The 25,585-nt window shown below is 38.9% G+C and carries 19 protein-coding genes; 14 read left to right on the top strand and 5 right to left on the bottom strand.

The features are described 5' to 3' along the window. Positions 1–76 precede the first annotated feature (76 nt). The 4 genes from BGO59_RS07535 to secA all read right to left on the bottom strand — a co-directional run bounded on the left by BGO59_RS07535 (position 77) and on the right by secA (position 6,916). The gene (locus tag BGO59_RS07535) at positions 77–1,015 is read right to left on the bottom strand and encodes a 3-oxoacyl-ACP synthase III family protein (protein ID WP_293682794.1); all 939 of its coding nucleotides are present in this window, start codon (positions 1,013–1,015) and stop codon (positions 77–79) included. A gap of 146 nt (positions 1,016–1,161) precedes the next feature. Then, positions 1,162–2,283 carry a glycosyltransferase gene (locus BGO59_RS07530; protein ID WP_293682792.1) on the bottom strand — a complete coding sequence of 374 codons (1,122 nt, stop codon included), beginning with the start codon at positions 2,281–2,283 and terminating at the stop codon, positions 1,162–1,164. After that, positions 2,280–3,362 (bottom strand): hypothetical protein, encoded by a 1,083-nt coding sequence (locus BGO59_RS07525; RefSeq protein WP_293682790.1) that lies wholly within the window; start codon positions 3,360–3,362, stop codon positions 2,280–2,282. Before BGO59_RS07525 ends, BGO59_RS07530 begins: the two co-directional genes overlap by 4 nt. 158 nt (positions 3,363–3,520) lie before the next feature. Continuing rightward, entirely contained in the window at positions 3,521–6,916 is a 3,396-nt protein-coding gene (secA, locus tag BGO59_RS07520) for a preprotein translocase subunit SecA (RefSeq protein ID WP_293682788.1), read from the bottom strand. A 223-nt stretch (positions 6,917–7,139) separates the two neighbouring features. On the opposite strand from secA, the gene BGO59_RS07515 reads away from it, so the two are divergent. The 12 genes from BGO59_RS07515 to BGO59_RS07460 all read left to right on the top strand — a co-directional run bounded on the left by BGO59_RS07515 (position 7,140) and on the right by BGO59_RS07460 (position 20,781). After that, positions 7,140–9,527: an SLBB domain-containing protein gene (locus BGO59_RS07515; RefSeq protein WP_293682786.1), complete on the top strand. Its 2,388-nt coding sequence runs from the start codon at positions 7,140–7,142 to the stop codon at positions 9,525–9,527. A 39-nt stretch (positions 9,528–9,566) separates the two neighbouring features. After that, complete coding sequence (locus BGO59_RS07510) at positions 9,567–10,619, top strand: GNVR domain-containing protein (protein WP_293682784.1); 1,053 nt, start codon at positions 9,567–9,569, stop codon at positions 10,617–10,619. Further along, complete coding sequence (locus BGO59_RS07505) at positions 10,616–11,593, top strand: GDP-mannose 4,6-dehydratase (RefSeq protein ID WP_293682782.1); 978 nt, start codon at positions 10,616–10,618, stop codon at positions 11,591–11,593. The genes BGO59_RS07510 and BGO59_RS07505 overlap by 4 nt, the downstream gene beginning before the upstream one ends. A 7-nt stretch (positions 11,594–11,600) precedes the next feature. Continuing rightward, entirely contained in the window at positions 11,601–12,965 is a 1,365-nt protein-coding gene (locus BGO59_RS07500) for an oligosaccharide flippase family protein (RefSeq protein WP_293682780.1), read from the top strand. A gap of 54 nt (positions 12,966–13,019) precedes the next feature. Next, the gene (locus BGO59_RS07495; protein WP_293682778.1) at positions 13,020–13,979 is read left to right on the top strand and encodes an FkbM family methyltransferase; all 960 of its coding nucleotides are present in this window, start codon (positions 13,020–13,022) and stop codon (positions 13,977–13,979) included. 44 nt (positions 13,980–14,023) lie between these two features. Continuing rightward, positions 14,024–15,121 (top strand): glycosyltransferase family 1 protein, encoded by a 1,098-nt coding sequence (locus BGO59_RS07490; protein WP_293682776.1) that lies wholly within the window; start codon positions 14,024–14,026, stop codon positions 15,119–15,121. A 156-nt stretch (positions 15,122–15,277) separates the two neighbouring features. After that, positions 15,278–16,000, top strand: a complete 723-nt coding sequence (locus BGO59_RS07485; protein WP_293682774.1) for a glycosyltransferase family 2 protein — start codon at positions 15,278–15,280, stop codon at positions 15,998–16,000. 18 nt (positions 16,001–16,018) lie between these two features. Then, complete coding sequence (locus BGO59_RS07480) at positions 16,019–17,128, top strand: glycosyltransferase family 1 protein (protein ID WP_293682772.1); 1,110 nt, start codon at positions 16,019–16,021, stop codon at positions 17,126–17,128. Further along, entirely contained in the window at positions 17,125–17,892 is a 768-nt protein-coding gene (locus tag BGO59_RS07475; RefSeq protein ID WP_293682770.1) for a glycosyltransferase family 2 protein, read from the top strand. Before BGO59_RS07480 ends, BGO59_RS07475 begins: the two co-directional genes overlap by 4 nt. Then, a complete protein-coding gene (locus tag BGO59_RS07470) occupies positions 17,870–19,171 on the top strand; it encodes a hypothetical protein (protein WP_293682768.1) in 1,302 nt (433 codons plus the stop codon). Before BGO59_RS07475 ends, BGO59_RS07470 begins: the two co-directional genes overlap by 23 nt. Further along, positions 19,158–19,868, top strand: a complete 711-nt coding sequence (locus tag BGO59_RS07465; RefSeq protein WP_293682766.1) for a glycosyltransferase family 2 protein — start codon at positions 19,158–19,160, stop codon at positions 19,866–19,868. Before BGO59_RS07470 ends, BGO59_RS07465 begins: the two co-directional genes overlap by 14 nt. 7 nt (positions 19,869–19,875) lie before the next feature. Continuing rightward, positions 19,876–20,781 carry a glycosyltransferase family 2 protein gene (locus BGO59_RS07460; protein WP_293682764.1) on the top strand — a complete coding sequence of 302 codons (906 nt, stop codon included), beginning with the start codon at positions 19,876–19,878 and terminating at the stop codon, positions 20,779–20,781. A gap of 3 nt (positions 20,782–20,784) precedes the next feature. Here BGO59_RS07460 and BGO59_RS07455 read toward each other — a convergent pair whose 3' ends face one another. Continuing rightward, on the bottom strand, positions 20,785–22,416 hold the full coding sequence (locus BGO59_RS07455) for a glycosyl hydrolase family 28-related protein (protein WP_293682762.1): 1,632 nt from the start codon (positions 22,414–22,416) through the stop codon (positions 20,785–20,787). Between the two features lie 257 nt (positions 22,417–22,673). Between BGO59_RS07455 and BGO59_RS07450 the strand changes: the two genes are divergently transcribed. Further along, positions 22,674–23,927 carry a bZIP transcription factor gene (locus tag BGO59_RS07450; protein ID WP_293682760.1) on the top strand — a complete coding sequence of 418 codons (1,254 nt, stop codon included), beginning with the start codon at positions 22,674–22,676 and terminating at the stop codon, positions 23,925–23,927. A gap of 163 nt (positions 23,928–24,090) precedes the next feature. After that, entirely contained in the window at positions 24,091–25,566 is a 1,476-nt protein-coding gene (locus tag BGO59_RS07445) for a right-handed parallel beta-helix repeat-containing protein (protein ID WP_293682758.1), read from the top strand. The last annotated feature ends 19 nt before the right edge of the window (positions 25,567–25,585 follow it).

Raw genomic sequence — 25,585 nt, 5'->3', positions numbered from 1 at the left:
ACGTAGGCAGAAGCCCGCGAAGCTGTAGGATAACTAGGTAACCTCTACAGCTTCGCGGGCTTCTGCCTACGTTACATTACACTTCTACCAGCATGGCACCGTAGGAGTAACCTCCGCCGAATACGGTGATGACGATATGCTGGCCCTTTTTGAACATATCCCACTGTTCGGAAAGAGCTATTGCACAACCAGCACAACCTGTGTTGCCATAATGCTGAATATTCGAAATTAATTTCTCTTCGGGTAAGCCAAGCGTATTCATCACGTTACGGGAAATACGCAGATTCGCCTGGTGGGGCAGTATATAATCGACATCGGCGAGGGTAAGTCCGCAACGCTCCAGCACCTGTAGACTGGCTTTGGGCATATACTGACAGGCATTGATAAAGACATCGCGTCCGTGAGGCATCGTAACACCGCCATCGGCAGGTCGCATCATCACACCAGTAGTCGCTTTGGGCGTATGGGCAGCTCCGCCTGTCAATAAAGCTTTAATTGAGAAATCGTCCTCGCTTTGTCGCTCTTTAGTAATTAATAAAGCAGCCGCACCATCGCCCCATAAATGCCCCGAGATCGTATCCTGCTCGTTGTAGTAGAGTGTGTTATGCTCTGCTACAATGACCAATGCACGCGTTGCTTTGTTCAGCGCAAAGTAGCCTTCAACAACTTCAATGGCATTGAGCAACGAGGAACAGGCTGTGGAAACCGAAATAACCGGAATATCGGCAATGCCCAGATAATGCTGAGCTTCGTGAGCGAGTGAAACGATGGTATCGTATGGTGTATAAGTAGCACCTACAATTAAATCGATGGTCGAGAGGTCGGTTTTTTCCTGAAGCCGTTTTACGACTTCGATGGTCATGGTATTGGTATTCTCACCGGGAGCAGCTTTGCGTCGCTCCTTAATTCCGGTACGTTCAATAATCCAGTCGCTGGACAAGCCATTGAGCTGGGTAAAGTGTTCATTGCCAACTACCTCCGTTGGAAGGTAATGGCTTACTGCATGTATATACATCAGGCCAAATAAGTTGGGCTATACGAAGATAACCCTTAATTAACGTCTAAAGTTAAATCCTTCCGGGAAAACGTAGTATTACACATTGGAACAATACCATAAAGTATTTGATATATCCTGTTAAATTGCATAATATAGCTCTATGGCTACGAGTTAAGTACCCGTTCATAAAAGCTAAGTAGCTTTCTGGCCTCCGTTGTCCAGGTATAGTGCTTCTTGACAGCTTCGTATCCTCGTAGTCCCATCGCCAGAGCTTCCTTAGGATGCTCGATCAAATACCTAAGGGCATCGGCGATTTCCGCTGGATTATTTGGCGACACGCAAAATCCACATTGGTGTTGTTCTACGACTTGTTTATAAAGCGGGAAATCGGAGGTAATGACGGGCAGTCCCAGCGCCATGTACTCAAACAATTTGGTTGTATAGGAATCGGGGTAATCACCAACGGGTTTCAGTAAAGCCAGGCCAGCCGTTGCACCGGCTGCATATCGAAAGGCTTCTCGTTGATCAGTATAGCCATAAAAGCGCAGATTTGCTTTCACTTCGTTGAAACGAGGCAGTCTGGCCAGGTCGTCATCGGTAAATGTGCGACTGCCAAACAAATGCACCACAAATTCAGGGTAGGTCGCTTTCAGTTGGGCCAATGCATCGACCAGCGTATCGAAAGCTCGTTCGAAACTAAGTAAGCCAATGTAGAAAAAAGAGGGTTTGGTCGGGCTAGGATAATACGGCGTTCGAAACGGCTCCAGAAATCCAGGTAATGGGTAGTTGTAAATCACCTCATAGGGTTTGGTCAAGCTCGTGTACGTAGTCAGATAGGCATGTTCCGTGAAAATCAGATAGCAATGCTTACGCGCAAACTGGTCAATTTTATAAAAGGCTTTTTCCAGTAAACGCCCACGATTTAGGGTTTTAACGTACATTTTCTTATACAGATTTTCCTGTACTTCGTAAATCACGTTAGCGCCCAAAAGCTGGAAGACAAAAGCAAATGGCAGAAATTCGGGTACGTACACATGCACGAGTTGCGGACGAAGCCATAAACCTCGGATAAGGGCATAAGGACTGGTAAATAAAGCTCGCCAGATAACCCGTCGAAAATAAGGCAAACGGATAAAGTGGATGCTTTCAGAACAGGCAGAGTCTGCGTGGGGGAGAGCACAATACACCTCATACTGTTCGGCTAGGGTAGGGCATTGCTTGAAAACAATTCTCGGGTCTTGAGCCGGATGGGCTGTACTGACGTGAAATACACGGATTGTCTTCATTTGATCACACCCAGACTGCGCAATTCGGCATCAATCTTCTGGTTCCAGCGCTCCTGGGCAGCCTGGTTAATGCTATGGTTGGTTTCGTCGTCGTACTGGGTCTGCATCTTATTTAATTCCCTGAACGACTCGATAAACTTGTATTGGGCAATGCTATTGTAATCTTCCAGCGTCAGGCTATCGGCCACCAGCTTGCGTTTGAATCGCTCCACAATGATTTTGGTAATGTCGAAATGGCGTTGTTCATGGTTGAGCGAATAGGCATTACGAGCATCGGCGCGGCCCCACGATGAGGTTTTCAGCATATAGGCTTTGGCGGCCAGATTCAGGCTAATGATCCCGTCCTTGACCGAACTTTTGCCTTCATACGAAAAGCTGGTAAAGACTTCGGCTGCATAGTGGCTACCCTTACGGGGCTCGGCTTTAAAGTCGGCCCAGGTTAACTTACGCGTAGGATTATAAAGGACAGTATCATCGTTGGTAATACGCGTATCATCAATGAAGTTAACCCGCAGCGTTTTCGCCAATTTCTCATTCTGATTGCTCTCCCGATTCATGTATTCGTTGAACCGGCGAAGTGCAGCAACCAGCGTCTGTCGAATTGACGACTCAATAACGGCTGTCTGGCCCAAGGGACGTATGTATTTAGTCCCCCCCCGGTAGTCCATCAGATGCGTGTGCGTTTCTGCCCCGTTATCGTCCTTTCCGAGCAATTCAAAATCGACATCGAACGATAATTGACCATTGACCCGACTGCCACTAGCTGTTTCGATGACTTTACACTCACGCACGCTCAGACCAATGGGGCGCAGGGCTTTGTTTTGCTTAAGGCTTTGATTAATAAAGGATTGAAAGCTACCTACGAGACCTCCTTCCAGATCGACCGGCAAGGGCGGCTGATTCAGGTTCAGCGCCAAACGGGCAATCGGCCCCCGGTCTGATCGTTGGTCAATTACTTTGGCAATATAAAATTCTTTTGGGACCAGCGGCAGTGATTCAGCGTGAAGTCTGATTGGATCGGCCTGTGGGGAAAACGACAAGAGTCCAGCAAAAAGCAGGGCAAAAAAGATGTAACGCATGCTGTACTAATAACGATTCTGTTTACCGGAAAGTGCCTGTTAACTGCCTATCCATAAAGTGTGCCGAAAGAGATGAATAACTTAAAAAATCAGACAGTAAAAATGCCCGCTGAACCATCTGTTCGGCGGGCATTTTTACTGTCTGAGTTCAGACTAGTTTAGTCGATGAGCATGGCTTTGCCACTAACCACATCATTTTCAACCGTTTTGAACTTGACATCACGTTTTACTGACCCATCTGCATATTGTACATTGACGCGAGCGTTCCGGTCAAGCTTAGCTACCCGTAGTGGGGCCTGGCGTTGGGCAGGCATAGGTGGAGCCCCGGCCCCCATCGCATCATTTTCGGCCATCCGACGAGCATACTCCTCAGGGCCTGTAGCCAGGTGATCGTCGGTGAAGTCCTCCGCATTTGTTTGCAGTTTAGGCTGCGGCTGTGGCTTTCGCTGGGCCGGAGCCTGACGGATTTCCTGCTGCACTTCTTCTGGCTCCTGGGCTGGAATATCGGCTTTGGTCAGGAAACTGATGGTATCAAAATTGACCTTGTTCAGGAATCGCTTGAACAGCTCTACAGACTCAAACTTATAGACCAGCAAGGGGTCTTTCTGTTCGAATACGGCGTTCTGTACCGATTGCTTAAGGTCATCCATTTCGCGGAGGTGTTCTTTCCATTCCTGGTCAATAATCGATAACGTGACTGCTTTCTCCATTTCGGTCACGATTTCGCGAGCCCCTGATTCAACGGCTTTACGCAGATCGGCTACAACGGTCAATTCATGGATTCCATCGGAGAATGGCACAACGATATTCTTAATCTGATGTCCCTGCTCGTTTAGCACTTGCGTTAGAATGGGCAATGCCTTCTCGGCAATAGCCTGGTTCTTGGCCTGATAATGTGCTTCGGCCTCGTCATATAAACGCCGGGTCAGCTCCGGTTTCTTCAGACGATTAAACTCTTCACTACTTAAATCTGGCGAAAAGCCCAGCGTAGTCAATAATTGGAGTTTAATCTCCTCATAATTGCCTTCGGAGTTATTGACTACCTCCTCAACTACATCATACATAGTGTTGGCAATATCCAGCGGCAAACGGTCGCCAAACAGAGCGTTCCGACGGCGTTTGTAAATAGCTTCCCGCTGATAGTTCATCACATCGTCGTATTCGAGCAGCCGTTTCCGAATGCCGAAGTTGTTTTCTTCAACTTTCTTCTGCGCTCGTTCGATGGACTTTGTAATCATCGAGTGCTGAATCACTTCACCTTCTTCCAGACCCATGCGGTCCATGACTTTAGCAATCCGTTCGGAGCCGAACAACCGCATCAGGCTATCTTCCAGCGAAACAAAGAACTGGGAGGTACCTGGATCGCCCTGACGGCCAGAACGACCCCGTAGCTGACGGTCGACCCGACGCGATTCATGGCGTTCGGTACCAATAATAGCCAATCCACCGGCAGACCGCGACTCGGGGGTTAGTTTGATATCAGTACCCCGACCAGCCATGTTAGTAGCGATCGTAACCGTACCTGGCAAACCTGCTGTTGCAACAATTTCGGCTTCGCGCTGGTGGTACTTGGCGTTCAGAACCTGGTGTTGGATTTTGCGGAGCGTAAGTAGGCGGCTTAGTAATTCAGAGTTTTCGACCGACGTTGTTCCCACCAGTACCGGACGACCTTTTTCGACCAGGCTGGTAATTTCGTCAACAACTGCATTGTATTTTTCCCGAACCGAACGATACACCTTATCTTCTTCGTCTTTCCGACTAATGGCGCGGTTAGTTGGAATCACAACCACATCCATTTTATAGATCTGCCAGAATTCAGACGCTTCCGTTTCGGCCGTACCCGTCATACCAGCCCGTTTGTGATACATCCGGAAGTAGTTTTGAAGCGTAACAGTAGCGTAGGTTTGAGTAGCGTCTTCTACCTTAACATTCTCTTTGGCTTCAACGGCCTGGTGCAAACCGTCCGACCATCGACGGCCTTCCATGATCCGCCCTGTCTGTTCATCAACGATTTTAACCTTACCGTCCATAATGACGTATTCAGTGTCTCGTTCGAACAGACAATATGCTTTCAGAAGCTGGTTTACGGTATTAATGCGCTGGGTTTTAACGGAGTAATCGCGAATGACGGCTTCTTTATGAAGAAGTTTTTCCTGCTCTGAGAATTCACCATCTTTATCAATTGTGTTCAGATCAATTGATAGGTCGGGAAGGATAAAGAAGTTGGGATCTTCGCCCGAACCCGTGATGTAGTCAATCCCTTTTTCAGTAAGATCAATGCTGTTATGCCGCTCGTCGATGGTAAAATAAAGGGGGGCATCAGCTTCCGGCATCAACTTCTGATTTTCGGCCAGATAGATTGCTTCTGTTTTCTGAAGTAGCGCTTTATTCCCAGTTTCACTCAAAAACTTGATCAGAGGCTTATGCTTGGGCAAGCCTCGGTGTGCGCGGAACAGCGACAAACCCCCTTCTTTTTCATCACCAGCGGCAATCTTCCGTTTGGCATCATTCAGGAAGTCGTATACTAATTTCCGTTGGGCTTCAACAACTCGTGCTACCCGAGGCTTTAGTTCGATATAATCCTGCTCATCCCCACGAGGAACGGGGCCGCTGATGATCAATGGTGTTCGGGCATCATCGATCAGAACGGAGTCAACTTCATCGACCATAGCGTAGTGGTGCTTCCGTTGCACCAGTTCGCCGGTTTCGCGAGCCATGTTGTCACGCAGATAATCGAAGCCGAATTCATTGTTCGTACCATATGTAATATCAGCAAGGTACGCCTTCTTGCGTTGCTCGGAGTTCGGCTGGTGTTTATCAATACAGTCGACGCGTAGGCCATGAAATTCAAATAGAGGCCCCATCCATTCGGAGTCACGCTTGGCCAGGTAATCGTTGACCGTTACAATATGAACGCCCTGGCCTGCCAGGCCATTCAAAAAAGCAGGGAACGTAGCCACAAGGGTTTTACCTTCACCCGTAGCCATCTCAGCAATTTTACCCTGGTGCAGAACAACGCCCCCAATAATTTGCACATCATAATGAACCATGTCCCATTTGATGGGCGATCCGGCAGCATCCCAGCGATTGGCCCAGTGCGCCAATTCACCATCGATAACTACACTTTTTTTCCGAGCGGCCAATTCACGGTCGAAATCGGTGGCGGTAACGGTAAGTTGTTCGTTTTCGGTGAACCGCCGGGCCGTTTCTTTCACAACCGCAAAAGCGCGGGGCAGAATGTCGAGCAGAACCCGTTCCAGTTCTGTATTGCGTTCAACTTCGAGTTTGTCAATCCGATTGAAGATTTGTTCTTTTTCGTTGACGTCGATTTCTGGATGACCAGCCTGTTCTTTAAGCTCGGAGAGCTGGTTATCAATATCGGCTAACTCGTCGGTAATCTGAGCTTTAAGAGATGCCGAAACCTGCCGCAATTCATCATTGGACAGATCTTTTAACCGGGCAAATTCGGCATTTACCTTTTCCACGTAAGGGAGCAGTTCTTTAATGTCCCGTTGGGATTTGGTACCGAAAAGTTTCGCTATGAGGTTAATCATTTTGTTAGTCGTTAGTCTCCAGCCGTTAGTCGATAGGAGATAAGTCTGTGATTTAAAAGACTGACGACTATCAACTGACGGCTTTTTTTCTACAAATTTAGTGCATTAGAGTGGGACTACAAGGTAAGACCACTCCACGCAGGTACCTTATTATAAGGGAATGATGATTTGAAAGGAATCTATTACTTTTGCAGTTCAATTTTCGGCCCAACAGCCACCGTTCATGCATACTAAGGACAAATTGTCACGTTTTCTCCATTGTATTAACCTGTTCCAAGCTGTTGTCCTGCTATTTTTACTGACAGGATCTTATGATGTATTCGCTCAAACTCCCCGATCTCGTGTCGATCAGCTTACGGATGATGAAGTAGAAAGCTTTTATCGTCGGGCGCAGGCTAGTGGCCTTTCGGAAGCACAAATTGAACAGGCGGCTATGTCGCAGGGCTATACATTGGATGATATAGCAAAGATGCGGAAACGTATTGATGCTATTCGTACAAAAGCATCGAATCCTTTAAGCCTTACATCGGCTGATGCCAAATCAACGGGGCGGACACTACCTTCCGATCTTTCCCGTCGGCCCGATTCTTCATGGATAACTCGTAAAGATACTAGTCGTAAATTACGTGTATTTGGAGCCTCATTATTTGAAAATGCCAATCTGTCGTTTGAACCAAATTTGCGTATTGCAACGCCCCGCAATTATGTAGTTGGGCCTGACGATGAAATCCGAATCGACATTGCGGGAGCATCGACAGGAGAGTTTCTCTTGAAAGTTAGCCCGGATGGTACGGTGAAAGTGCCTAACCTGACCCCTATCTTTGTTAGTGGTTTGACGATAGAGCAGGCTGAGCAACGTATAATCGCCCGACTCCGGCAAGGAGGCTATCAGGGTTTAGGGACGCCAGGTAGTAACACGACGGCGAACTTGACCCTGACAAATATTCGCAGCATTCGGGTCACATTGGTTGGTGAGGTCGTTCGTCCAGGTACCTATACGATTTCGTCGCTTGGTTCAGCCTTCAATGCCCTTTATTTAGCTGGTGGACCGAATCCGGAAACGGGATCATTTCGTAAGATTAGCGTCATTCGTGGAAATCGCGTTGTTCGTACGATTGATTTGTACGATTTTATTCTGCGGGCCGACCAGCGGGATAATATCCAGTTAAGGGACCAGGATGTTATCCGGGTAGCTGATTACGAAACGCGTGTTGAATTGGGGGGGCAAGTACGTCGTCCGGCTATTTTTGAATTATTGCCAGGGGAAACGCTCCAGACGCTTTTAGGTTTTGCCGGTGGTTTTGCCGACGACGCCTACCGAGCAGCAATCACGCTTCGGCGTAATACCAATCGTGAGCGACGAATTGTTACGATTACGGAAGAACAGATTAAAAGTTTCATTCCACAGAAAGGGGATAAGTACGAGGTTGGAAAAATTCTGGAGCGTTACGAAAACCGAGTCCAGGTAGCCGGTGCCGTAATGCGTCCTGGTGATTATGCACTCGAGCCAGGGTTGGAAACAGTCCGCCAGTTGATCAATCGGGCAGATGGGCTCCGCAAGGACGCGTTTACGAATCGAGCCTCTATTATTCGGGAGCGACCTGATATGGATCGTGAAAATCTGTCATTTGACCTTGGCAAACTGATGCGTGGCGAAATAGCAGATATTCCGCTGATGCGGCAGGATAGTTTAACGGTCTTATCTATCCGGGATTTGCGAGAACCGTATTATGTCACAATTGAAGGTGCTGTTAATAAGCCAGACACAGTCGAATATGTTTCGAATATGAGTGTAGCGGATTTGGTTGTGCAGGCAGGAGGTTTTCAGGAAGGCGCTAAACCCAATTTAATTGAAGTGGCCCGGCGCATTCGTCAGGATTCGGCTGGAATTAGTACAACATTACAAGAAATTCACCGCTTTTCGATAGATCGTAATCTACAAATCACTGCTTTGGAAGGCACTTCGCCCGAGTTCAGGCTACGGCCATTTGATATTGTCTATGTAAGAACATCGACAAACTACGAACCACAGCAACAAGTTTATATTTACGGAGAGGTGATGCAACCCGGCAACTACTCTATCTTTAGTAGAGCAGAACGAATTAGTGATGTGATTAAGCGTGCAGGGGGACTCAAGCCACAAGCTTATTTACCAGGAGCACAATTCAAACGGAAAGGAAATATCATCGGTAATGATTTGAGTGAAATACTGAGGAGTTCAGGAATAGAAGAAAATCTGTTAGTGAGAGATGGAGATTCCCTGTACATACCTCAGCAACAAGAGGTTGTTGCTGTTCAGGGCGCTGTTTTAAACCCAGGGATCGTAAGCTATAAAGTGGCCTATGAGTTTAGCGACTATGTTAGTGAAGCAGGAGGGTTTACGGATAATGCTAGAAAAAGTAAAGCCTACATAGTTTATCCAAATGGTCGTAAGGATCGTACGCACCATTTTTTGTTTTTTTCATCGCGACCAAAAGTGTATCCTGGTTCAACCGTAGTCATTCCCTTTAAGCCGCTGGATAACAACAAACTAAGTGTTGCAGAGCGACTGGGTATTTTGTCATTATTGACTACAGTATCAATTGCATTAGTTAATATAATTCTTCGTTAGTTTTTGGTATTAGCGATGCAAAAGTTATCCGAAACGAACATGGAGCAGGGAGAAATAGAGATTAAGTTAAGCGATTTACTATTTTTTCTGAAAACTAACTGGCGAAAAGTCCTGATTGGGGCTCTAATTGGGCTTGCTTTTGGTGGCGTATACGCTTTTTCAAAACAGAATGTATATACAGCCCAAATAATGGTCATGCCCGAAATTCAGGCAAAAGGAGCGGGAGGCCTAAGTAGTTTAGGCTCATTGGTAGGACTGGCTGGCCTTGGTCTTGACAATATGGCTTCGTCTGATGCGGTTAGACCCGATCTGTATCCAAATATATTACAGAGTATTCCATTTGCGTTGGATGTATTGAATCGACCTGTATTTTCTCAGTATTTACAGAAACGGTTAACATTACAAGAGTTCCTGCTTCAAATAAATGAGAGTAAGTTTAATTTGTTTAACTTATTTTCTAATACAGAAGAGAATAGTAGTGGTACTAAAACCAATCCTGGTAATTCTATTCAGGCTATTCAGTTAACCAAGAAGCAAGATAGTATGATTAAAGCAGTGCATGCAAGTGTATCTGCTTTATATGATAGGAAAACAGGAATATTAACGCTTTCAGCCGTTGAGCCTGATCCTGTTGTTGCAGCTACAGTTGCGGGTTTGTCGTTAGATTATTTAGCCAACTATGTAACAACTTATAGAACCGAAAAAGCGCGAAAGCAAGTTACTTTCCTAACCCAACGTGTCAATGAAGCGAAAAGTCGATATCAGGCTGCTGAATATAATCTTTCCAGTTATCGAGACCGTAACAGAAACCTATATTTAAATACAGCTAAAATTGATGAACAGCGATTGCAAGCCGATTATTTACTGGAACAATCAGTATATAGTGAATTGTCGAAACAATTAGAACAGGCTAAAATTAAAGTTCAGGAAGAAACGCCTGTCTTTAAGATATTAGAGCCTGCTACTATCCCTCTGAAAAAGAGCGGGCCTGGCCGAACATTAATTATGCTAGGCTTCATGTTTGCCGGGATTTTTTTATCCCTTATCATCATCTTATTTCAAAATAGACATCAGATTTTTCGAAATGTATGAAAAAGGCCTTAATCTGTGGTATATCTGGTCAGGATGGGGCTTATCTGGCAAAGCTATTACTCAATAAGGGTTACCAGGTTTATGGAGGGTCGAGAGATGCGCAAATAGCTTCATTTCACAACCTTGTCCGATTAAATATTAGAAAAGAAATAGAGCTTGTCTCAGTCAGTATCAATGATTTTAGGAGTGTTCTGCAAACGCTGTTAAAAGTAAGGCCAGATGAAATATACAACTTGGCTGGTCAAAGTTCTGTTGGGCTGTCATTTGAGCAACCTGTTGAAACTCTTGAAAGCATTAGCGTTGGCACACTTAATATTTTAGAGGCAATTCGATTTAGTAATCTGCCCATCAAATTTTACAATGCAGGTTCGAGTGAATGTTTTGGGGATACAGGGAGCTTAGTAGCCGATGAAAATACACCTTTCAGACCACGTAGTCCATATGGAGTAGCTAAAGCGGCTGCTTTCTGGCAGGTAGCTAATTATCGAGAAGCTTATCAGCTCGATGCATGTACTGGTATTCTATTTAATCATGAATCTCCGCTTCGTCCAGAGCGATTTGTAACTCAGAAAATAGTTGCCAGTGCCTGTCGTATTGCCAAAGGAAGTAAGGAAATATTAGTACTTGGAAATATAGATATTGCTCGTGATTGGGGCTGGGCACCTGAATACGTCGAAGCTATGTGGCTTATGCTTCAACATCAGCGGGCTGATGATTATATAATTGCGACTGGTAAAACTCATAAACTAAGTGATTTTATACGTATTGTATTTGAAACGGTTGGATTAAGCTGGCAGGAACATGTACGAATAGATCATTCTTTTTTTCGCCCTACTGATATTGCAGAAGGCCATGCTAATCCTGCTAAAGCATTAAATAAGCTAGGATGGATTGCAAATTATTCTATGGCTGATGTTGCTAGTTCAATGGTTGAACACCGTATGACAGAGGAAACAGATAGGCGAATGTACTAATTCAATAATGAAGATTTCAGTACTAAATTATTTAGCTCAACGTATTCGCGAGACGCACCCTCGCACACGAAAACTTCAATTAAATGCCTTTATTGGGCTTTGCGTTAAGGGAGTAGGTATGCTAATTTCCCTTTTACTAGTTCCTCTCACCATCGATTATCTGTCGAAAGAAACTTATGGCGCTTGGTTGACAATTAGTTCTGTGGTTACAATGTTGTCATTCTTTGATATTGGAATAGGAAATGGTCTCCGGAATAAAATATCCGAGGCAATTTCGAAAGAAGATAACACCAAAGCACGAGCATACATTAGCACTGCTTATGCATTATTCGGGATAATACAGCTAATAATAATATTATTATTTTATAGTATATACAGCTTTATACCTTGGCAGAAAGTATTTAATACTTCAATTAATGAAGTTCAATTAAATACTATTATTATTATTCTAGTTATATCAATGGCTATAAAATTAGTCTTAGATATGCTTACGTATATATTAATGGCCCTTCAGCAATCGGGCTTATCGAGTATATTAAATCTAATAACTAATGCTCTAATACTTATTGGTACATTTATAATTTCAAAGATTGCAATTGGGAATTTACTATATCTAGCAGTTTTAACTGCAGTTAGCCCTATATTGGTATTGTTAATAAGCAGTATAATTTTTTTTTCGACCTATCTAAAAGATTATAGACCCACTATCTCATCAATAGATTGGAAATTTGCAAAAGGACTATTATCATTAGGTTACCAGTTTTTTATTATTCAATTAGCTGTTATTGTAATTTTCTATAGCGATAATCTAATAATATCACAACTATTTGGCCCTTCAGAAGTATCTACATACAATGTTGCTTTTCGGTACTTCAATTCAATAAATATTATATTTACTATTATCATTTCTCCTTACTGGTCTGCATTTACTGAAGCGTTTATAAAAAATGACAGAGATTGGATAAAACGCACATATAGGTCTCTTCAGAAAATGTGGGTTGGCTTAGCAGTAAGCGTATGCATAATGATTTTATTTTCTGATATAATTTATGAAATGTGGATTGGCGATAGGGTGAAAATTTCGATTACATTGAGCATATGTACTGGATTGTTTGTTATTGTGAGTAGTTGGAATAGCATCAATAGCTTGATTCTGAATGGAACAGGGAAGATAAAGCTGCAACTTTTAGTAGCAGTGTTTTGCGCCACCATAAATGTACCATTTGCAATAATTTTGGGTAAACATCTTAAGATGATGAGTAGTGGGATAATATTAGCTACTACTTGCACTTTATTAATAGGGTCTGTTTTAGGAAGCATGCAAGTGAAAAGGATTGTTTCCGATAAAGCAAAAGGAATTTGGAATAAATAATTAAACGCTCTAGTTTAGAGATTATTTGCCAAGTAAAATAAAAAAACTAATTGCATGAATCGCGACATTGTACAATTTATATATGATTTAAAGCTTGAGCAAACTAACAATAGCTTGAGCACACGTGTAAAGAATCGATTGATTAACATGTGTTTTAATAAAATCAAAGGTAGTAATCCTTTGATTGAAACGTATATCGGAAAATACAGGCTACGACTTCCGTTTTCCCATCAATTGCCCTTTATAATAAAATTGTTTCCAAATTATTCTACTAACCTAGCCAGGATTGCCCGTAAAGCTTTAGAAAAATATCATGATTTAAAGTTTATTGACATTGGGGCAAATATAGGCGATACTGTCGCTCTATTGCGTTCAGAGGAAAGCTTTCCAATTCTATGTATTGAGGGAGATGATTATTTTTTTTCAATTCTCGAAAAAAATGCATCTAATTTTTCTGATGTTTACTTAGCTAAATGTTATGTAGGTGAGTCTACTGAAAGAATAAATGCTGTATCAGTTGAAATAGGTGGCACAGCTCGTTTAGTTCAAGATTCTAGTAAGGATAATATAATACTTATAAAAGATATTTTATCTATTGTTGAAGATTATCCCTTATTTAAAAGCTCAAAAATTATTAAAATTGATACAGATGGTTTTGATAATAAAATTATAAGAGGTTCAGCTGATTTTATTAAACTAGCAAAGCCTATTATATTTTTTGAATATGATCCTTATTTTTTATCGAAACAAAATGACGATAGCATTTCTATTTTTAGTAATTTGTTAGATATGGGATATAAGAATGTATTGATATATGAAAATGATGGTGACTATGTTTTATCAGCGGAATTAACTAATAAAAGTTTATTAGAAGATATAACTCATTTTTATAGTGGTCGTTTAAGTAAAAAATACTGTGATATTTGTGCTTTTCATGAAGAAGATAATGATTTGTTTTTGCAGATAAGAAGCGACGAAATAAATTTCTTTAAAAAATTTAGAAACTATGAATAGCCTTGCTTTTCAATTAGAAGTTTAAAATTAAATTTTATCAAAAGATGAGGATTTTTTTTGATCATCAAGCTTTCACAATCCAGAATTTTGGAGGTATTTCTAGATACTATTGTGAATTGATTTCTGGTATAAATGCCTTAAATTTTTATGATGCTCATCTGTCAATTTTATGGTCTAACAATGAAAATTTAAGCGAATATGATTTTAAAGTTTCCAAATTTCCGTTTTTAGGCAAGCATAGATTATATAAATACTCTAATCAAGCTTATAATATATTAGATATGTTAGTAAATGATTTTGATCTTTACCATGCTACATACTTTGATAATAGTTTAAAGAAATTTAGCAAAAAGAAACCATTAGTAACAACATTTTACGATATGACTTATGAAATTCTTTCAAAAGATTTCAAAGAATTGGCCAATGATAAATCTATTATTGAGCAAAAAAAAGTTATCGCTAATCAAGCAGCACATTTAATTGCAATTTCTGAAAGTACAAAGAAAGATATGATAGAACTGCTAAATATTCAGCCAGAAAAAATCTCTGTTGTTTATTTAGCAAGTACTTTTGAGCTATGTGAACCAGAGGTTAATATGAAAACTGAAGACGGTAAGGATCAATATTTACTGTTTGTAGGTAAAAGAGATAATTACAAGAATTTCGTGCCATTGATAAAGTCTATTTCTTTTATTTTAAAAAAATATCGTATTAATCTGATATGTGCAGGAGGAGGAGCGTTTACAAGTGCTGAGCATGAATTAATAAATTCACTAGGATTATCTGATAAAGTGTATTATCGAGATATCAATGATGCAACACTTCAAACATTGTATATGGGAGCACTTGCATTCATATTTCCGAGCTTATATGAAGGATTCGGCATTCCAATATTAGAAGCTTTTTCTTGTAATTGCCCTTGTATACTTAGTAATGTCAGCTCTTTACCTGAAATTGCAGGGACAGCAGCATTATATTTTGACCCTAAAGAGCCAGATTCAATGATGAATGCAGTAGAAAAAGTAATAGTAGATAACTCGGTTAAGCATGACCTTATTATACAAGGTAGAAAGAGACTGACTGCTTTCTCATGGAATAATACTGTCACCAATACATTAAATGTTTATAAAAGTATAGTTTAATTTGATTGTTTTGAGGTAGTGACTTCATTTGTCTTTTGCGAAATATTGCTATCAATTATCCTTATAGAATTTACTCATGACATTGTAGTTGTTTTTACAAGAAGTTTAATGAAAATTGAAAATAGTTTATAAGGATTTTTTTAAAAGCCATAAGGTATGACACTTGTAACTATTATTACTGTTTGTTTAAATAGTGATAAGCATATAGAACAGACAATTCAATCTGTATTAAATCAATCATATAATAATATTGAATATATAATTATTGATGGTAAATCGACAGATTCAACATTAGAGATAATAAAAAGATACGCTAGTAAACACCCTTCCATTATACAGTATATTTCTGAACCTGATGCTGGCATATATAATGCTATGAATAAAGGGATTAAGATGGCAAAAGGAGAGTTGATAGGCATTATCAATAGTGATGATTGGTATGAAGTTAATACTGTAGAAAATGTTTTGTTAGCGTATTCCAAAAATGGACTTGCCGTATACCATGGCATCCAAAGGACTTATCTCAATGATAAAATTATTGGCTTACAATGTACTAGCTCTAATCAATTACAGATAAGAATGATTGAACATCCTACCTGTTTTTTACCAAAAGAACTTTACTCGACATATGGTATCTTTGACGAGAATTATAAGTATGCAAGCGATTATGAACTTATGTTAAGATTGCAAAGTAAAAATATACCTTTTGTTATGATAGAAAGCATATTAGCCAATTTTAGAGAAGGGGGAGCATCGCACAGGAATACGGCGATATGGGATAATTATAAATTGTGGCTAGACAAAGGTTTGATGACTAAAAAAGAATACCTATACAGATCTATTATGGATAGGTTACGAATATATCTAGGGCGTCGTTAGTATATTTACTTAATTATTATGAAAATATTTTTTGATCATCAAACTTTTTCACTGCAAGACTATGGAGGTATATCCAGATACTATTCAGAATTAATCAATGCGATTAATAACACTCAAGCAGATGAAGCGCATTTATCTCTTTTATTTACAGATAACATTCATATTCGAGATGTTTATGATAAATTTTATTCGTTATATAATGGGAATTCTTTTCCAAGGAAAATATCTATACAGTATCGATTAAATAAATTGTTTTGTAAATATGAAATAAAAAAAAACAATTTTGACATATTTCATGCTACATATTATGATCCATACTTTGTGAATCTTATTCGAAACAAGCCTTCAGTTGTTACTTTTTTAGATATGATTCATGAGCGATATTCTAATAAATACTTAGGGCTCGCAGCAGATCGAAGAATTACCAAACGTAAGAGAGAGCTTGCAGAGAAATCTACTGCTATTATTGCTATTTCCGAAAATACCAAAAATGATATTATTCAGTTGTTTAATGTGGAGCCTGAAAAAATTTCAGTAATTCCTTTAGGTAGCTCTCTACAAAAAGTAGCTACTTTTGAACCTGTATATAGCCTATTTTCTGATAGACCACCATACCTATTATTTGTAGGAAATCGAGATTATTATAAGAATTTTGTTTGGTTTATAAAGGCTATTTGCCCAATTATTCATAAATATAAAATTCATGTGATTTGCGCCGGGGGGGGGGCTTTCAATAGCCAAGAACGGCAATTACTCTCTACTCTGAAGATTCAAGATAGCGTAATTCAGGAGCCAATTACAGATAATAAATTGGCTATTTTATACCAAAATGCAATTGCATTTGTCTTTCCTAGTTTATATGAAGGTTTTGGTATACCGATTCTAGAAGCATTTACTTGTGATTGCCCTTGTATATTAAGTAATTGCAGTTCTTTACCTGAAGTAGCAGGCGACGCTGCATTATATATAGATCCTGAAGATTCAGAAACATTGGTTAATGCGGTAGAAAACTTATATAGCAATAATAGTTTACGCATGAAACTTGTAGAGAGAGGAAGAGAGAGACTTGTAAGCTATTCTTGGAAAGAGACAGCAGTGAAGACACTGAATTTATATCACTCCCTATGATAGATTATGTTAATATAACAGCTAATAAGGATAGGGCATCTATTAATAGGGATCCTCTTGTGAGTATTATTATTGTTGTATACAATGGCGTAAGTACAATAAGAGATTCGATTGAGAGTGTAATAAATCAGACTGAAAATCATGAAATAATAATTATAGATGGAGCTAGTACTGATGGCACATTATCTGTACTAGAAGAATATCAGGAACGGCTTACCTATTTATTGAGTGAGCCAGATAGTGGTATTTATGATGCTATGAACAAGGGGCTCAACATAGCTAAAGGTGAGTGGATATATTTCTTAGGAGCAGATGATGTCATGTTACCTGGTATCATCAACAGTATGAAACATATTCTTTTAGGTGATAAATATGCTTTAGTATTTGGTAATATTAAATACAGCAATGGCAAAGTTTTTAAATCTAGCATAAGTTTAAAGACTATATTGCAAAATACACTTCATCATCAATCCGCTTTCTATAGAAGAAATTTATTTAATGATTTTAAATTTAATACTGGATTTAAGATACTTTCTGACTACGAGCTGAATTTGCTTATATATTTGAAAAAGCTACCATACTTAAATAAGAATATACTAATTGCCGAATGCATGGTGGGTGGTAGTAGCTTTAATACGAATTTGTCTCTAAAAGAAACTAATCAAATAAGAAAATTACATGTAAATAAATTTTTGAATTTTAATTTGACTTGGCTTCTTACTTTTAAATACTATATTAATTATGTATTATTACGAAAAGTATAATGCTATTGTTCTCTTTTTATCAATGGCTTTTTATACAATTTCTTTGTTCTTTTTATTTAAAAGGAAAATTTTTTCACTAATTGATCCTTTGATCCTTCATCTAACTTGGTGTTCAAGTGGTTTAGCTTTACTTTCTGGTTATTTTTTTGATAGAGGTATTGATTTTGATGGCTTTGGTTTTGTGTCTGTTTATTTATTTTATATATTAGGCTTATATTTATTTTTAGACACTTCTCCAAAAAGTAAAAGCGATTTAAGTTTAATATTAAACGACAATAGAAATAAAAAACTATTTTTTATTAGTTTACTACTTAATGTTGTAAGCAGGTATGAATTTATTATATATGCTATAAATAACCCTTCTGTTGTAGAATGGTTCCTCTATAAATTTAAGCAAATTGAATCTCATAGCTTTATACAATATATTTTACAAGTTGGGGCTAGGCCCTTTTTTATATATTATTCATTTGTACTTATTCATGCAAAAAAAACTTGGAGAACTCCTTTAATATTTATTTTGTCAATAAACGTATTGTTAGATATATTTTCAGGAGGTAGATCTGCTATTATTGGTTTAATTCTATCTGTTGGTTATTATATCTATTTTTTTAGGCCATTTTTCTCTCAAAAACGCCTTAATCAGATTAATAAGATCAGTGTTCTAGTAATTGTTTTAGCAATTGTTGTAGGTGCTGTAATCACATCTTTTTATAAAAGAGAGTCTACTGTAGAAGAAGGTATGCTTGGAATGATCAATAGGCTACTAGCAGCAGGAGATGGCCTTGAGATGTATCTTACTAATCATGGGTCAGCATATGTTAAGTCGGGACCTGGAGAGTATATTAAATCTGTTTTTGGCATTTTTCTTAAACGGATAATGCCTGTTCAATCTCAAAGTGTTGGATGGCAGCTTTATGAATTAGAGCATGGAATAATATCACCTATTGCGGTAGGCCCAAATTATATTTTACCACTTCAGGCTTTTGTTCTTGGTAAATTTTTTATACCTTTTTATTGCTTATTGATTAGTTTTATAGTTGCTTTTTTAAGGGGAAATAAGTTGTCAAGGAAACTTATCGTTAATCAGGATTTAGCTTTTGTTTTAGGGTTATTGAGCTTTGAGCCCGTTTTGGATATGGAATTGTTTATATTGGTAATTTGCGGTTGCTTGTCAATTTACTTTATATTCATATACCCATTTAAAAAGATAAGGTTTTTATTTGATTGGCATACGGTTATTCGGTTACTATTAAATAAGCAAAAATATGAAACGCATTAGTGTATGTATTGCTTCTTATAATGGACAACCCTATATAGCCCGGCAAATAGAATCAATTTTACCGCAGTTAGACCTTGAAGATGAAATAATAGTTTCTGATGATTTTTCTACGGATGAAACTAAAAAAATTCTTGCCCGCTTCCGGGATAGACGTATTAAAGTTTTAAACAATGCTGGCCCTAAAGGCCCTTTGAGTAATTTCCAAACTGCCTTAGAACAAGCTACCAATGATTTTATTTTTTTATGCGACCAAGATGATGTTTGGTTGCCAGAAAAAGTACATAAAATGCTAGCTTTTTTAGAGCATTATGACTTAGTAATTAGTGATTGTAAGATAGTTAATAATTCTTTGAAAGAAATAAGTCCATCTTTTTTCAAACTGCGTGGTAGCCATAAGGGTTTGCTTCGTAATATTTACAAGAACTCTTATATTGGTTGCTGCATGGCTTTTCGGAGAGAAGTATTGCTTTATGCTCTTCCGTTCCCTGCCTATATTCATATGCATGATTGGTGGATTGGCCTCTTGGTTGAAATGAAAGGCAAGGTTTTTTTTTACAACGATCCTCTGATTCTATACGTACGGCATGGGAATAATGCGTCTCCAACCGGTGAGTTAGAAATATCTGCTAACTGGTTAGCAAGACTGTTTAATAGAGTTGTTCTCGTTTTTTCATTAGTTATGCGTTTGTTAAAATAGATCTGTTATGGTCTCTGTTGTTATTCCAACATACAATGCGGCTTCTTACCTTCCGAAATTAATAGAAGAAATAAAGCAACAAACGTTAGTTTATGAATTAATAATTATTGATTCAGAATCAAATGATGAAACACAGGCGTTGCTTCGAAGTTATGGGTTGCCTTTCAATGTAATTCCAAAATATACTTTTAATCATGGAAGCACTCGGAACTATGGCGTATCGTTGGCAAAGTATGATCTTATAATCTTTTTGACGCAAGACGCTCTACCTGCAAAACCAGATGCTTTTGAATTATTAGTAAAGGCACTACTTAGTCATAATGACGTTTCTTTAGCTTATGGGCGCCAGCTACCTTATCCTGATGCTGATGTATTAAGCCAGTTTGCCAGAGCAAGCAACTACCCTGCTAAAAGCATCATAAAAAATAAGTCGTTAATTCCTGAAATGGGAATAAAAACTTGTCATTGTTCTAACTCATTTGCTGCATATCGCAAAGCAGATTTAATGGAAGTGGGTGGATTTCCATCCGATACTATTTTAGGTGAAGATGTAAGTGTAGCCGCACGGTTGATTTTAAACGGGAAATCTGTTGCTTATGAGTCGAAAGCTGAAGTATTTCATTCGCATAACTATAAACTTTTAGAGGAATTTAGACGATATTTTGATATAGGCGTTTTCCATAAACAACAGCAAAACGTTCTTAAGCCCTTTACGCAAGCAGAGTCGGAAGGAGTAAAATATGTTCTAAAAGAATGGACTTATTTGGTAAGAATAAATAGAGTGTATCTAATTCCTAAACAATTAATTCGAACACTTGCAAAATATATTGGCTATAAATTGGGATACTGGCATGAAAATATCCCTTTAAAGATAAAGCGATCTTTTAGCATGCATAGATCGTTTTGGAATTAATGCTTACGATATGGGTATAGGCTCATTAATAAAAAAATCACTTTGCAATTCACTATAGCCTTCAAAATAAACAGGTTCTCCTGTGCCACTACCTGAAACCCGAGGTGTCAATGTGACGGATCCAATGCCTCCACTAAAAGTGAGATTAGCTATAATACCGTTGATAAAAAGATAATTAGGATTGTCTGAGCTTTCATCTAATGAGATAATCGTAACGGATGGAGGAGATAAAGTACCATCATACTTTTGATTAATTACGATTTGGGCTTGAAAACAAAAAGTTGCAGCCTGGCCTGATCCATACCCTCCTGCTTTCATTGTACCTTCCACCCAGATTCGATAATATCCACTGTTGTTTGACGTAGTAGATAATCGCGCTTCAATAAATTGTAAGATAGTTGCCGCCGTCACATTACCATTAACCCCTGCAGAAACGCGAGTGTTGGCTAATTGTCGAATACGACCGTTACGTTTTTCAAATGGTTGTAAGGTATTTAGCGAAACATTAGTTGCACGTTTTAAAAGATTGGCTGATATAATGAATTGATTGTTGGGAACTGCTATGCAATATATTTCACAATTAATTAGTGTGCCAGCCGCTTGCTGAGTACCTCCGTTAGTAGGAGCGTGATAGAGCACAGTACGATTACGTTCAGTAGTAACTGGCTGAGCGATTCGAGCTTTAAGTCCTGCTACAAAGCAGTTTGTTATATCAATTAATTCCGTTGTGGGAGTTAAAGAATTAGCAATTACTACATCTAAGTCACAGTTTTCAAGCCCACTGCTTATAACTTGTAGAATTCTAGAAAAAGACTCAACAGTGGCATGAAGTTTTAAATTTGTAGTTGCTGTAGTACATAGTACAGCTGTTTCGTTCGTGCCACCAGCTGAAACAATTCGACTGAGGTATCCCTCAAAGTTTATGCTGTTTGTGCCGTTGAGGATTAGGGCAGGTTGCCGCTTTTCAACAGCCTGTAAAGAGGTGCCCATTATATTCACTACTCCCATAGACCCTGTGCCCGATAAGAGCCCAGGGGAAAAAGAGCTGGATGCTGAATAATTGACACCTGGGTAATTAAGGCTGGCTGAGTAGCTCAGAACTACTGGTGAGTTAGCCCGAATAGTGCATTCATGTATAAAAAACTCTTCACTCCGTATATTCAAAAGTCCAATTGACCCTAGTCCACCGTTGGATGACGGTGTGTCACTCATTTGAAAATAACATTTCTTAATGCCACAATTCAACCCGCCAAGATTAGTTCTACCAAATTGTACAGCTATAGTGGACGGGCTTGACGCATTCCCCCCAGCTGGTTCGAACATAAAGTTTTCGCAGCCAGAAAATGAAGAGCCACTAAAGTCGAACATAGGTCGGCTACCTGTGATGCCAAGGATGATTGTATTTAAATAAGATCCCCCATCGCCAACTAACCAAATGCCCGTTGCCCCTGTCAAATTGATAGTTGTTCCTATTAAATAATATCCTGCAGGAAAATAAACAGTAGCAATATATGGAGCCGAGGCATTAGCAGAGAGAGTCTTTGCATAATTTACGGCTTTCTGAATGGCCGCTGAATCATCTGCAGAGCCGTTTCCTACTGCACCAAATTGTGGGTCTTTTACATTGATAGCCATTAAGTAACGATTAAATTCGATCTATTGGTAAAGATGAGTTGTAAACAATAACTCTTTAAGATTTGTTTAGGATAGCCTATCCGTACATATTTTAGAAAATTTAAGCAAACAATTTTCCTAATAATGGGGTAATTAAAGCACATATTAAATAAACTAATTTAGTTGTAGCGGGATAAGCCTGTTGAGTAACTGTTGGGTTTGGGCTTTATAATAACAGCAGTAATAAGTTTAGATACCATTAATGCACGGCTTAAAATATGGAGAATAGATATATAAAAATGATTGCTAGCGTTTTACTGGTTTTCATTATTGGTAAGGCAAATGCACAAAATAACTTTTCCTTTGTTAACAGTAATGTCTTTACTGGAAACAGAGCTGGTTATCAGAATACCACTGGTTCTGTAAATGTATTTATTGGCAATGCTGCAGGATTCAGTAATAGTAGTGGCTCTGCTAATCTTTTCTTAGGTCAACGAGCTGGTTATGGAAACTCAACGGGAGCTTATAACACCTTTATCGGTAGCTCATCCGGAGAAAGCAACACGGTAGGGGCTAACAATAACTTTATCGGTAATGGGGCTGGCCTGGCCAATACAGAAGGTAACTTCAATGTGTTCATTGGCTCAGAAGCAGGTTCGAAAAACAAACGGGGCGGCTCCAATGTTCATATTGGCAGCTATGCTGGTAAAGAGAATCTGGATGGGAGTGCTAACACGTTTATTGGGCATAATGCTGGCGTGCCGGTCGGAGTGACTCTCAACAATGTGACCGTGTTGGGTTACAATGCGGTTGCCACGGCGAGCAACAGTGTAATTTTGGGCTACAGTGCCAATGTAGGGATCGGTACATCCGCCCCTGCTAACAAGTTAGAAATTACTCAGGGCACCAACGGAAATAGTGGACTGCGATTCACTAATCTGACAAGCGCTAATATACCTGTTATAAGTACAAATCAGTTTTTAACTGTTAATGCTAATGGTGATATTGTACTGGCTTTAGTAGGCGGTAGCAAAGGCGCATTCCGGCAAGCAAGTATTGACTCTCTTGAGGTTAACAGTTGGCAATTGGAGAATGATGGCAATCTAAAGAATACAAATGAGAGAGGAATAATAATTGGTGACGGAATTGATAAAAAACCTGTCGGTTATAAATTATACGTAGCGGAAGGGATATTGACTGAAAAAGTGAAAGTGGCGGTAAAGTCGACCTCGAATTGGAGTGATAAAGTATTTGAAAAAGGTTATCATTTGCGTAACCTAAGCGAAGTAGAACAATATATTAATCAGAGAAAGCATTTGCCAGGAGTACCTTCTGCAAAGGAGATGGTTTTATCTGGTAATAACTTACATGAGACCGATGCTATTCTACTGGAAAAAATAGAAGAATTAACGCTTTACAGTATTCAACTTCAAAAGATAAATAATGATTTACAAAAACAAATAATTAAAATTAAGCATAAACAAAATAAACAATTACAAGAGTTACAATTACTGAAAAATAAGCTAAAGTGATTCTATATCGATATTTATGATTATATCTCAATTGTTTAAAATATCGATTGTTTGCATATCAAATAATATCTTTGAAATATAAATAAAATTCAGGATATATGATTTATTGTAATTTGATAGCTTTGCTAATCAATTATTTAAATATATAACAACCCAGGCACTCATGAAGTACTCAGATACGTATCGTATTCTATTTTTCTCCATATTGTATTTGAAGTCATATTTACTATTTTCACAGATTAAAACAAATCGATCTGCTAGCGATAAAAATAGAAAACAAACAACTCTTTTAGTGAATACACTTCAAACTTATAATAGTATAGAGCAAATTCGAAACTTAAGAGAAGCGCCGAATTACATATATATAACAGATTCTAAATCTTACGGTGCATTTCGTTACGATCCTAAAGATATAACAACGCCTGATAACAGTGGGACAGTAATCGTGACCCAAATGGGCAAACGATATAAACGTATTTTAGAGGGACCAATTAATGTACAGCAACATTTTTCAGCTAAAGGTGATGGAGTAACCGATGATACCAAAGCCATACAAGCTGCAATAGATGCTGCCTGTATCGTTAATAACCCTAAACTTAGAGGAGCGGCTAGTCCTTCCGATGGATCCAATACCGTTTATATACCTCATGGTTTATACAAAGTTACCAATGAAATTCTGGTGCGTGGGGCTTGTACTATCATAATGGAACAGGCTAGCAGTTACGGAGGCACAAGACTTCAACAGATGGCTCAAGGGAAACATTTATTTCACATCATCAAAGATACGGACGGTATTTCGTCGGGGGTTCATATAATTGGCGGGATTTTAAAAGGTAGTGCCTCAAAAGCTGCCAATGAAACTGCATTAATTTATGGTGGCGAAGGCGCACAAGATGCGAATAATAACAGTACCTATATTGATAATGTATGGTTCCAAACACCAGAGCAATATGGGGTAAATTTTGCGCGGGGGGACGATATCCATATTCGCAATTGTACATTCGATGTAGCTGCGTATCATTCAATTAAATTAGGAAGTCGTATTAACTCAGTTACTAACTCAAGTATAAGTGGTTGTACTTTCTACGATATAAGAAGTGGTGCAATTGATTTAATTAATACTGATGGATTACAAATAAATAATAATTTTATATATACTGATGTGAACAAACACATTCCTTATTTTATTAATGCTAACGGCGAGAATATAAAAGGCTTACAAGTTAATAGTAACTCGTTGAATTATGTCAATAGATTGATCTACATTAATCATAAAGCAGAAGACATTCAAATTGTAGCTAACATGCACCGCAATGGCCTAGGTAGATGTATTGAATTTGGTGGAGGCCAAATTATTACTACGGTGTACATAATAAATAATGTGTTTACTGGTGATTACTCTGGAAATGTTAAATTGGGCGACATAGTGCCGGACTCACCTATATTCGGCTATTTAACAGGCCTTACAAATTCAAGAATTTCAAACAATACGTTTCGACATACAGGTAAAAGTAAAGCTATTACTCCTTTACTTTTACCTGATAAAAGAGTGGTCGATAATTACATAGAAAATAATATGGTTATAGGCTTTACTGACAAAGGCCAGTTAGCTAATAATAATTTAAATAAATTTAATTAAAATCTCAACTGTATTGATT

The organism is Spirosoma sp. 48-14, assembly GCF_001898575.1.
In the GTDB taxonomy this organism is placed as follows: Bacteria; Bacteroidota; Bacteroidia; order Cytophagales; family Spirosomataceae; genus Spirosoma.
The sequence above is the reverse complement of the archived record's forward strand: the minus strand, read 5'-3'. Positions and strand labels throughout refer to the sequence as shown.